10 protein-coding genes are annotated in these 11,182 nt (G+C 41.9%); 9 read left to right on the top strand and 1 reads right to left on the bottom strand.

Annotated elements, in window-relative coordinates; all coding sequences use genetic code 11:
• The 9 genes from prfA to rlmD all read left to right on the top strand — a co-directional run.
• On the top strand, window positions 1-902 hold a 902-nt coding region (gene prfA, locus SINDD18_RS03630; RefSeq protein WP_065203264.1), incomplete at its 5' end, for a peptide chain release factor 1.
• Window positions 902-1,738, top strand: coding sequence for a peptide chain release factor N(5)-glutamine methyltransferase (gene prmC, locus SINDD18_RS03625; protein WP_061863114.1), 837 nt, complete (start codon window positions 902-904; stop codon window positions 1,736-1,738). The genes prfA and prmC, both read left to right, overlap by 1 nt.
• The gene (locus tag SINDD18_RS03620) at window positions 1,722-2,324 is read left to right on the top strand and encodes an L-threonylcarbamoyladenylate synthase (RefSeq protein WP_061863113.1); all 603 of its coding nucleotides are present in this window, start codon (window positions 1,722-1,724) and stop codon (window positions 2,322-2,324) included. The genes prmC and SINDD18_RS03620 overlap by 17 nt, the downstream gene beginning before the upstream one ends.
• Before the next feature lies 1 nt (window position 2,325).
• Window positions 2,326-2,757: a GNAT family N-acetyltransferase gene (locus SINDD18_RS03615; RefSeq protein WP_061863112.1), complete on the top strand. Its 432-nt coding sequence runs from the start codon at window positions 2,326-2,328 to the stop codon at window positions 2,755-2,757.
• A gap of 56 nt (window positions 2,758-2,813) precedes the next feature.
• Window positions 2,814-4,070, top strand: a complete 1,257-nt coding sequence (glyA, locus tag SINDD18_RS03610) for a serine hydroxymethyltransferase (protein ID WP_061863111.1) — start codon at window positions 2,814-2,816, stop codon at window positions 4,068-4,070.
• A 7-nt stretch (window positions 4,071-4,077) separates the two neighbouring features.
• Window positions 4,078-5,052: a nucleoid-associated protein gene (locus tag SINDD18_RS03605; RefSeq protein WP_049509017.1), complete on the top strand. Its 975-nt coding sequence runs from the start codon at window positions 4,078-4,080 to the stop codon at window positions 5,050-5,052.
• Window positions 5,052-5,654 (top strand): lysozyme family protein, encoded by a 603-nt coding sequence (locus SINDD18_RS03600; protein WP_049509016.1) that lies wholly within the window; start codon window positions 5,052-5,054, stop codon window positions 5,652-5,654. The genes SINDD18_RS03605 and SINDD18_RS03600 overlap by 1 nt, the downstream gene beginning before the upstream one ends.
• Window positions 5,655-5,736: 82 nt before the next feature.
• A complete protein-coding gene (locus tag SINDD18_RS03595) occupies window positions 5,737-6,711 on the top strand; it encodes a DUF1002 domain-containing protein (RefSeq protein ID WP_061863110.1) in 975 nt (324 codons plus the stop codon).
• Window positions 6,712-6,785: 74 nt separating this feature from the next.
• Window positions 6,786-8,144 carry a 23S rRNA (uracil(1939)-C(5))-methyltransferase RlmD gene (gene rlmD, locus SINDD18_RS03590; protein ID WP_061863109.1) on the top strand — a complete coding sequence of 453 codons (1,359 nt, stop codon included), beginning with the start codon at window positions 6,786-6,788 and terminating at the stop codon, window positions 8,142-8,144.
• Between the two features lie 415 nt (window positions 8,145-8,559).
• Here the strand turns inward: rlmD and SINDD18_RS03585 are convergent, their stop codons facing one another.
• The gene (locus tag SINDD18_RS03585) at window positions 8,560-11,073 is read right to left on the bottom strand and encodes an excinuclease ABC subunit UvrA (RefSeq protein WP_061863108.1); all 2,514 of its coding nucleotides are present in this window, start codon (window positions 11,071-11,073) and stop codon (window positions 8,560-8,562) included.
• Between the last annotated feature and the right edge of the window lie 109 nt (window positions 11,074-11,182).

The raw sequence follows: 11,182 nt of genomic DNA, 5'->3' as shown, positions 1-11,182 counted from the left end.
TCATTGATGCCGAAGAGATGATTAAAGAATCAGGCGGAGATGCGGACTTGGAAGAAATGGCCAAACAAGAATTGAAAGATGCTAAGGCTGAAAAAGAAGAGTACGAAGAAAAACTGAAAATCTTGCTCCTTCCTAAAGATCCAAACGATGATAAAAATATTATCCTTGAAATCCGTGGAGCTGCAGGTGGTGATGAAGCAGCCCTCTTTGCTGGCGATTTGCTAACCATGTACCAAAAGTATGCTGAAGCCCAAGGATGGCGCTTTGAAGTTATGGAAGCTTCAATGAACGGTGTTGGTGGTTTTAAAGAAGTGGTTGCCATGGTTTCTGGTCAGTCAGTTTACTCTAAACTTAAGTATGAGTCTGGTGCCCACCGTGTACAGCGTGTCCCTGTGACAGAAAGCCAAGGGCGTGTTCATACCTCAACAGCGACTGTCCTTGTCATGCCTGAAGTCGAAGAAGTAGAGTACGATATTGATCCAAAAGACCTTCGTGTCGATATCTACCACGCTTCAGGTGCTGGTGGACAGAACGTCAACAAGGTTGCGACTGCTGTTCGTATTGTTCACTTGCCAACCAATATCAAGGTTGAGATGCAGGAAGAACGTACCCAGCAGAAAAACCGTGAGAAGGCTATGAAGATTATTCGTGCGCGTGTTGCTGACCACTTTGCTCAGATTGCCCAAGATGAGCAGGACGCAGAGCGTAAGTCTACTATCGGTACTGGTGACCGTTCAGAACGTATCCGTACTTATAACTTCCCACAAAACCGTGTTACAGACCACCGTATAGGCTTGACTCTTCAAAAACTAGATACGATTTTGTCTGGTAAACTCGATGAAGTTGTGGATGCCTTGGTTCTTTACGACCAAACTCAAAAATTAGAAGAATTAAACAAATAATGAAATTAGCTCAAATTTTTAAAGATTTTGAGGAAAAGTTGATAGCACAAGGAGAGGAAGCTGAAAGCCTCTCCTTTGTCTATCGTGGCCTTAAAAATTTCTCCTTTACAGACTTTGTCTTTGCTCTTCAGCAAGAAATTTCAGAGGAAGAAAGACAGTTTGTAGAGGACATTTACAGGAAACTAGCAAATCACATGCCTGCTCAATACATAATCGGCCACGCTGAATTCTTCGGGATGCAGTTAAAAGTAGATAAGCGGGTCTTGATTCCCCGTCCAGAGACAGAAGAACTAGTGGAGCTCACCCTGGCTGAGAATCCAAAGGAAAATCTCAAAGTTCTGGATATCGGAACAGGAAGTGGAGCAATAGCCCTTGCTTTAGCGAAAAATAGGCTAGATTGGTCGGTCACAGCTTCGGATATTTCTGAGGATGCATTAGAGCTTGCAACAGAGAATGCTAACGCTCAAAATCTAAATCTCTCTTTTATCAAATCTGATTGTTTCTCCGAAATTTCTTCAAAATATGATATAATTGTATCCAATCCACCATACATTTCTCGTGAAGATCAAGAAGAAGTTGGCTTGAATGTTCTACATTCAGAACCACATTTGGCACTTTTTGCTGACGAGGATGGCCTAGCTATCTACCGTAGAATCGCGGAAGACTCCAAGGACTATCTAAATGATGGTGGTAAGATTTATCTTGAAATTGGCTACAAACAAGGTCAAAGTGTGCCCGCTCTCTTTATGGAAAATCTTCCAGAGAAACGAGTTCGAACTCTCAAAGACCAATTTGGCCAAGATAGGATGGTTGTCATTGATGATGGAGAAAATTAAGCAAGAGTTGGAAAAAGGTGGAGCTGTAGTTTTGCCGACCGAAACAGTTTATGGTCTCTTTGCAAAAGCGCTAGATAAAAAAGCTGTTGATTATGTCTACCAGCTTAAACGTCGTCCAAGAGACAAGGCACTTAATCTCAATGTCGCTCATCTAGACGATATCTTGAACTTTTCAAATAATCAGCCACCTTATTTACAAAAACTTGTTGATAGTTTTCTTCCTGGACCTTTGACCATTATCCTAGAAGCTAATGGCAAGGTTCCCTACTGGGTCAATTCAGGATTACCGACAGTTGGTTTTCGGATGCCCAGTCACCCTATAACTCTAGAATTGATTCGTGAGTTTGGTCCCTTAATCGGCCCGTCTGCAAATATCTCGGGTCAAGCTAGTGGTGCTAGCTTAAAAGAGATTTTAAAAGACTTTGGACAAGAGGTTTTTGGAATAGAAGATGATGCTTTTTTAACAGGTCAAGATTCGACTATTTTAGACCTATCTGGCGATAAGGTGAAGATTCTACGCCAAGGAGCGATTACTCGAGAAGATATCCTTTCTAAGATACCAACAATTCCTTTTGAGGAGGTATGATATGCTACGTGATTTGAAAACAACAGATGTTGTAGCTATTTGTGAGACTAACAAAGAAGCTTTAGGTTATTCGTTTAGTTTAGAGGAAACGGCTAGTCAACTAGCTAAGTTATCTCAAGACTCCCATCACTACCTACTTGGTTTTGAGGACGAGGCTAGTCATCAACTACTTGGTTATGTCCATGCCGAGGTTTACGAATCCCTTTATTCAAAACCAGGTTTTAATATCCTAGCTTTAGCTGTTTTGCCTCAAACACAGGGGCAGGGTATCGGAAAAACTTTACTCCAAGGCTTGGAACATGAAGCAAAAAAACGAGGCTATAACTTTATTCGCTTAAATTCTGCAGACCATCGTTTAGGTGCGCATGCTTTCTATGAAAAAGTTGGTTATACCTGCGATAAGACGCAGAAACGGTTTATTCGCATCTTTTAGTTTAAGTTATGTAGAACCAAACTAAAGGACCTGTCACACTATAAAGGAGAAGACCTATGATTTTTGACAAAGATGATTTTAAAGCTTATGACGCAGATCTTTGGAATGCTATTGCCAAAGAAGAAGAACGCCAACAAAACAACATCGAGTTGATTGCTTCGGAAAACGTAGTTTCCAAGGCTGTTATGGCTGCTCAAGGGTCTATCTTGACAAACAAATATGCCGAGGGTTACCCAGGACGCCGTTATTATGGTGGAACAGATGTAGTAGACGTGGTAGAAACTCTAGCCATTGAACGCGCAAAAGAAATTTTTGGTGCCAAGTTTGCCAATGTACAACCTCACTCAGGAAACCAAGCCAACTGTGCAGCTTACATGGCCTTGATTGAGCCTGGCGATACGGTTATGGGGATGGATTTGGCAGCAGGTGGGCACTTGACTCACGGAGCTCCTGTCAGCTTCTCTGGTCAAACCTACAACTTTGTTTCTTATAGCGTAGATCCAGAAACAGAGCTCTTGGACTTTGACGCTATCTTGAAACAAGCCCAAGAAGTAAAACCTAAACTTATCGTAGCTGGTGCTTCAGCCTATTCTCAAATTATTGATTTTTCAAAATTCCGTGAAATTGCAGATGCTGTTGGTGCTAAACTTATGGTCGATATGGCACACATTGCTGGCTTGGTTGCTGCAGGTCTTCACCCAAGTCCAGTGCCTTATGCACATATTACAACTACAACGACCCACAAAACCCTTCGTGGACCACGTGGTGGTTTGATTTTGACTAATGACGAAGACCTTGCTAAGAAGATTAATTCTGCTATTTTCCCAGGTATTCAAGGTGGGCCATTAGAGCACGTTGTTGCTGCTAAGGCTGTTGCCTTCAAAGAGGTATTGGACCCAGCCTTCAAGGAATATGCAGCAAATGTTATTAAGAACAGCAAGGCTATGGCGGAAGTCTTCTTGCAAGACCCTGATTTCCGTATTATCTCTGGTGGGACAGAAAATCACCTCTTTCTAGTTGATGTAACTAAGGTTGTAGAAAACGGAAAAGTTGCTCAAAACTTGCTAGATGAGGTCAATATTACCCTAAATAAAAACTCAATCCCTTACGAAACTTTGTCACCATTTAAGACAAGTGGTATTCGTATCGGAGCAGCAGCAACAACTGCACGTGGTTTTGGTGAAGAAGAAAGTCGTAAAGTGGCTGAGCTTATCATTAAAGCCCTTAAAAATGCAGAAAATGAAGCTGTCTTAGAAGAAGTAAGAAGCGAAGTCAAAGTCTTGACAGATGCCTTCCCATTATATGAGGACTAAAATTTTTATGGACATTTATATTAAGAAAGCCATTATCCATCAGTTCAGCCCTAATGACACAGAGTTGTTTCTAGCGGATAAATTTCTCAATATCACTCCAAAAATCGAAGAATACCTACGTAAGAAAATTGAACGTGTGTATTCAGATGAAGCCAAGACTGGGATTTTCGAAGAAGAAAATCCCTTCTTCAATCATATTACAGATGATTTGTTGGAGACATCGGTGACGCTAGCAAACCTATGGAAAGAGGAATTCAGCATTTCTGAAAATCTCAAGACCAATGACTTGATTTTTGTGCAGTTTTCTAAAGAAGGAGTAGAGCATTTTGCTTTTCTACGTATTGCCTTGCGTGAGACCTTGACCCACCTCGGTGGAGAGGTTGATAATCCAATCAAGCTGACTCAAAACAATCTTCCTGGATTTGGTACAGGCGCAGATGAGGCCTTGGTGGTCAATCTTCAAAGCCGAAAATATCACCTGATTGAGAAACGAATCAAGTATAACGGGACTTTTTTGAACTATTTTTCTGAGAATCTGATACAGGCTCAGCCAAAGATTTCACCTAAAAAGTCAATCAAGGAACTGGAAAAAACAGCTCAGAGAATTGCTGAAACATTTAATACAGATGATTTTCAATTTCAATCCAAGGTCAAATCAGCTATTTTTAATAACCTTGAAGAAAGCAATGAATTGTCTCCAGAAAAATTGGCAAATGACCTTTTTGACAACAATCTCACTGCACGTCTTAGCTTTATTGACCAAGTCAAGGAAGCAGTGCCAGAGCCAGTTCAATTTGATGAAATCGATGCCAGTCGTCAATTAAAGAAATTTGAAAACCAAAAGCTTTCTCTGTCAAATGGGATTGAGTTAATCGTACCCAATAATATTTACCAAGATGCTGAGTCGGTCGAATTTATCCAAAATGAAAATGGAACCTACTCTATCTTAATCAAAAACATCGAGGATATACAAAGCAAATAATGTTTAAATTTATAAGAAGGGTCTTGCTACTTGTTCTTGTATTATTTACTGGTTATAAACTTTTTCATATGTATCGGGATGTGAAGCAGGTCATGACCTATCAATCCTTGGTACGAGAGGTTTTAAGTGAGCAAGATACGCCAGCAAATGAAGAACTAGTCCTGGCCATGATTTATACCGAAACCAAAGGTAAAGAAAGCGACGTGATGCAGTCTAGTGAGTCTGCTAGCGGAACTACAAATACGATTTCTGACAATAGGAGTAGTATTCGTCAGGGAATTCAAACCTTGACAGAGAATCTTTATTTAGCTCAAGAAAAGGGTGTAGATGTTTGGACTGCTGTACAGGCCTATAACTTTGGGCCTGCTTATATTGATTTTATCGCCCAAAACGGGAAAGAAAATACCCTTGCACTAGCCAAGAAATACTCAAGAGATACCGTTGCGCCAACTTTAGGAAATACAACTGGAAAAACCTATCGCTACGTCAATCCAATTTCCATCTTTCAAGGTGGAGAACTCTATGTGGATGGAGGGAACTATTATTACTCTAGACAGGTTCAACTAAATCTCTACATTATTAAATTTTTTAATCTATTTTAAGCACTTAGAAAATTCTAGGTGCTTTTATAAGCTTTCTTTAAGGCTAATCGACTATCCTAGATAGGAAAAGGAGGAACGTCTCATGCGAAAGAAATTCTTTCTGACTAGTGCTGCAGTTCTTTTAGCAGTTGCAACTTTGCAAAGCGCTCAAGCAGCCACTGATGTTCAAAAAGTAATTGATGAAACCTATGTTCAACCTGAGTACGTCTTGGGTTCTTCACTCACTGAAGATCAAAAAAATCAAACATTAAAAAAACTCGGCTATAACGCCTCTACAGATACCAAAGAACTGAAGACTATGACGCCTGATGTCTACTCAAAGATTATGAACGTCGCCAATGACTCTAGTCTCCAGCTCTATTCATCAGCAAAAATTCAAAAATTAGGTGAAAAATCTCCACTTGAAGTGAAGATTGAAACCCCTGAAAATATCACTAAAGTGACCCAAGACATGTACCGCAATGCGGCCGTTACCTTGGGTGTGGAGCATGCTCGTATTACCGTTGCGGCCCCAATCCCTGTAACAGGTGAGAGTGCCCTAGCTGGTATCTACTATTCATTAGAAGCTAATGGTGTTCAACTTCCTCAAGAAAATAAAAACCTAGCTCAGGAAGAGCTAAAGGCCTTGTCAGACATCAACGATGAAAACAAGGACAAATCAGGCTATGATGCCAATAAACTCAATGTAGCCCTTGCCGATATCAAGGCTGCAGTCGCTAAGGCTAAAGAGTCTAAAGGAGATCTTACTGAAGATGATGTTCGTAAGATTGTCGAAGATACTTTGAAGAACTACAAACTGGATCAAGTCGTTACAGGCAACCAGGTCAATGTCATTATCAACTTTGCCTTTAATCTTTCAAAGAGCGATATTCTTAATAACGAAGACTTTACAAAGACTCTAAAAGATTTGAAACAAAGTATCGTCGCGCAAGCAGGAGATAGTTTTAGCAATATTGACCTTAACTTTGATGCTAATAAAGCTATTCAAGATGGTGGCAATATCCTCAGTGCCATTTGGCAAGCAATTGTAAACTTTTTCAAGAGTTTTGGTGCTTAGGCTAATTCATGGTATAATAGATGGTAACAGAACAGTTGCCGTCTTTTTTTGTCGGCTGATAGAAAGTGAAACATATGTTAAAGAAAAATGATATTGTAGAAGTAGAGATTGTCGATTTGACCCATGAAGGAGCTGGTGTTGCCAAGGTCGATGGCTTGGTCTTTTTTGTAGAGAATGCTCTGCCGACTGAAAAAATTCTTATGCGCGTGCTCAAAGTCAACAAGAAGATTGGCTACGGAAAAGTAGAGGAGTACTTAGAAAAATCCCCTCATCGTAATGAAGAGCTTGATCTTGCCTATTTACGAAGCGGAATCGCCGACTTGGGGCACCTGGCTTATCCCGAGCAACTGAAATTCAAGGCCAAGCAGGTCAAGGATAGCCTCTACAAGATGGCGGGAATCACTGATATGGAAGTGCCCCTGACCTTGGGAATGGACCATCCTGTCCAATACCGCAACAAGGCCCAAGTCCCTGTTCGTCGCGTCAATGGTGTTCTGGAGACTGGTTTCTTCCGTAAGAATTCTCATGACCTTATGCCTCTAGAAGATTTTTACATTCAAGATCCAGTGATAGACCAAGTTGTTGTGGCTTTACGTGATTTGCTTCGTCGCTATGACTTAAAACCCTATGATGAGAAGGAACAGTCTGGCCTGATTCGAAACCTTGTTGTACGTCGTGGCTATCATTCAGGTCAAATCATGGTTATTTTAGTGACCACTCGTCCTAAAATTTTCCGAGTTGAACAGTTGATTGAACAAGTCATCAAGGAATTCCCAGAGATTGTGTCTGTTATGCAGAATATCAATGACCAGAATACCAATGCCATTTTTGGAAAAGAATGGCGGGTTCTCTATGGTCAGGACTATATTACGGATCAAATGTTGGGAAATGATTTCCAAATCTCTGGACCAGCCTTTTATCAGGTCAATACCGAAATGGCAGAGAAGCTCTATCAGACAGCCATTGACTTTGCGGAGTTAAAAGAAGACGATGTGGTGATCGATGCTTATTCAGGAATCGGAACTATTGGATTATCTGTCGCTAATCATGTTAAGGAAGTTTATGGTGTCGAAGTCATTCCAGAAGCAGTAGAAAATAGCCAGAAGAATGCTAGCTTAAATGGCATTACCAATGCCCACTATGTCTGTGACACAGCTGAAAATGCCATGAAGAATTGGCTCAAGGAAGGCATCCAACCAACCGCCATTCTGGTCGACCCACCACGTAAGGGCTTGACCGAAAGCTTTATCAAAGCAAGCGCCCAAACAGGAGCTGACCGCATCGCCTATATCTCCTGTAATGTCGCAACCATGGCGCGTGATATCAAACTCTATCAAGAGTTGGGCTATGAATTGAAGAAAGTCCAGCCGGTGGATCTTTTTCCTCAGACGCATCACGTCGAGTGTGTAAGCTTGTTAGTGAAACGCAACTAATCCTCAAAAGGTTCCCCGAACCTTTTGAGTCCCACAAACGCATCACGTGGAGTGTGTTGCTCTGCTCGTAAAAACCTAGAAACCTTTGAATGAAAGGGATAATGAAAAGCCTTGATTGCAAGGCTTTTTGTCGTATAGGGGGGAGTATCAGAATGAGAGTAGTAGTTGAGTGTCTAGGTCTGATAACATGAACTAAGTGAAATGTATTCCTACATACACTTGGGGGACGCTTTTATTTCCATAGACAAGGAGTTTGTGGGAATAAACGTGTCCCCTTTCTTTTTGTTTCCCTCTTTGACTCAGTAATACTACCGGACTAAAGTATGTTAATCTTAGTATGTTTTTATAATGCTACAAAAGGTCAACGAATTTGACTATTTTTGTTTTATACATCCCAAATTGTAAAATAAGTCGATTATGCAGAGGTCTGTGAGAGGTAGGCTTTTAAATATCTTCCAGTGATACTGTTTGCTGTTTGGCAGACTTCTTCGATGCTACCATTCGCAATCAACTGTCCACCATAACGTCCACCTTGTGGCCCCATGTCAATGATATTATCTGCATTGGCGATGACATCTAGGTCGTGTTCGATGACAATGACCGTTGCCTCATTTTCAATCAACTGTTCAAAGACAGCTACTAGATTGGTCACATCACGAGGGTGGAGGCCGATACTTGGTTCATCAAAGATAAAGAGGTAGTTGCTCTGTTTCTTTTCCAGATAAGTCGCTAATTTTAACCGTTGCGCTTCTCCGCCAGATAGGGCTGGTGTACTTTCTCCTAGATGAAGGTAACCAAGACCTAGTTCATCTAAAACGGTTAAGGTAGCTAAAATCCCAGTTTCTTCCTTGAAAACCTCCAGAGCTTCTGTAATGGTCAAATCCAGCAGGTCAGCAATGGAATAGCCCTGCCATTTGACCGCTAAAATCTCATCTTTATAGCGTTTGCCATGGCAACGTGGGCAGGTCTCGACAATATCTGGCAGATATTGAATATCCAGTGTCACCGAACCAGTCCCATCGCAGTAATCACAGGCGCCCGATTTATTATTATAAGAAAAATCAGTCGCTGAAAATTCGCTTGAAATGCCGTCAAAGAGGGTGCGCAGCTTGTCCATGATTTTGGAGTAGGTTGCGACAGTGGAGCGAATGTTTTTACCGATTGGAGTCGAGTCAATTTCAATCACTTGCTTGATACTGTTGATTCCTGATACATGCACATTTTCAGGCAGGGATTTTTTAGCCAGTTTGGCTTCAAAAGCAGGTAAAAGGCTGTCCAGCACCAGCGTAGTCTTGCCAGATCCTGAAATGCCTGTCACAACATTTAAGCCTTTCTCCACAAAATCTGCCTGTACGGACTGGATATTATTAGTATCGATCACATGCACTTGGAAATGCTGGAGTTGATCGAGCTCCAACCTAGGTCGAACACGGATTTGAGCTGTATGGTTGAGGTAAGGAGCGATGACGGAGTCTGCTACTTGAGCGAGTTGGTTGGGACTACCTTGCCCGATAACCTGACCTCCATGATCACCAGAGAGAGGACCAATCTCAATCAAGTGGTCAGCGGCTTCTAAAATAGCCACATCATGATCGACCACAAGGACAGAGTTGCCTTGCTGAATAAGCTGACGAATAATGGCAATCAAGGCATCCACATTTTCCGCATGAAGCCCGACGCTTGGCTCGTCCAAGACATAGAGAATTCCTGTCATCTGATTACGGATGGTGCGAGCCAGTTGAATCCGTTGCAACTCACCAGTAGATAGAGAGTTACCTGCGCGGTCTAGTGTCAAATAATCTAACCCCAGTGCCACAATCGGCTCGATCAACTCTTTCAATTCACCTGCCAGTTTTTCAGTCATATCCTGCATTTCATCAGGCACCCATGTTTTCAACTTATCCGCAAATTCTTGCAGTTCCAGCATGTCGTATTGACTGATTTGGGCAATATTTTTGTTGAGTACCAAGGTAGTTAGCAAATCAGGATTGTAGCGGCTACCGTGGCAGGTCTGACATTTTCCTAGGTCATAGAAACGATTGAGACGCTCAATAGCCTTTTCGTTTTTAGCTGTTTGCAGACTATGTTCAATCGCCACAATGGCATTTTCATACTTGGCATTTAGCTCAAAAGATTTGCCTGTTTTGGTTGGGACGATAATCACTCGTTTCACCTCAGGGCCAGAAAGGACGATTTCTTTTTCTTTCTCCGTCAATTTTTTGAAAGGAACGTCTAGCCTGACTCCCTGTTGTTCAGCTACTAGCTTCATGTGAGTGCGGCCTGGCAATTTCCAAGAAGCAACTGCCCCTTCATTGATGGTGAGGTTTGAGTCTGGGATGACCTTGTCTAGCTGAATTTCACGTCCTTCACCTGTTCCTTGACAGGTCGGACAAGCACCGTCTGAGTTAAAGGCAAAACTTTCTGCACCATAGACCATGAAACGAACATCACAAGTCGGACAGTTGATCATTCCCATCCGCTCATCAGTCCCCATGAAATCCATGACCTCTGCCACACGCAGAGTTGGGTCAAGACGGTGACCATTTGGGCAGACATGAGAGCCTAGACGTGAAAAAATCAAGCGTAGGATATTCAGGGTTTCGGTCAATGTTCCAACCGTTGAGCGTACACTTGGCGTTTCTGGACGTTGGCGAAGAGCTATGGTCGAAGGGAGGTATTCGACCTCATCTACGTCTGAGCGTCCAACTTGCTTGATGCGACGGCGAGTATAGGTCGCAAGAGCATTCAGATAGCGTCTTGTTCCTTCAGCGTAGATAGTATCCATGGCGAGAGAGGACTTACCTGAACCAGATACGCCTGTAATAGCGACAAATTGGTGCAAGGGAATATCAAGAGAAATATTTTTAAGGTTATTGGCACGAGCACCCCGTACCTGAATGGCTTGTGGGATGAAAAAATTTGGGGTCATGTTTTCTCCTTTTAGTCATTTGTTTTCAATCTATTATACCATATCACGAAAAAGCAGGATTAGGCGACTAATCCTGCAGTCTTTTAATAAACGATTTCCTCTCCATCAG

It is taken from the genome of Streptococcus infantis, from assembly GCF_001579645.1.
GTDB lineage: Bacteria > Bacillota > Bacilli > Lactobacillales > Streptococcaceae > Streptococcus > Streptococcus infantis_E.
This window is presented reverse-complemented; position numbering and strand designations above follow the sequence as displayed.

Coding starts and splice junctions, on each gene's coding strand:
- prmC (WP_061863114.1), top strand. CDS start 902: ATGAAATTAGCTCAAATTTTTAAAGATTTTGAGGAAAAGTTGATAGCA.
- SINDD18_RS03600 (WP_049509016.1), top strand. CDS start 5,052: ATGTTTAAATTTATAAGAAGGGTCTTGCTACTTGTTCTTGTATTATTT.
- rlmD (WP_061863109.1), top strand. CDS start 6,786: ATGTTAAAGAAAAATGATATTGTAGAAGTAGAGATTGTCGATTTGACC.
- SINDD18_RS03620 (WP_061863113.1), top strand. CDS start 1,722: ATGATGGAGAAAATTAAGCAAGAGTTGGAAAAAGGTGGAGCTGTAGTT.
- SINDD18_RS03605 (WP_049509017.1), top strand. CDS start 4,078: ATGGACATTTATATTAAGAAAGCCATTATCCATCAGTTCAGCCCTAAT.
- SINDD18_RS03615 (WP_061863112.1), top strand. CDS start 2,326: ATGCTACGTGATTTGAAAACAACAGATGTTGTAGCTATTTGTGAGACT.
- glyA (WP_061863111.1), top strand. CDS start 2,814: ATGATTTTTGACAAAGATGATTTTAAAGCTTATGACGCAGATCTTTGG.
- SINDD18_RS03585 (WP_061863108.1), bottom strand. CDS start 11,073: ATGACCCCAAATTTTTTCATCCCACAAGCCATTCAGGTACGGGGTGCT.
- SINDD18_RS03595 (WP_061863110.1), top strand. CDS start 5,737: ATGCGAAAGAAATTCTTTCTGACTAGTGCTGCAGTTCTTTTAGCAGTT.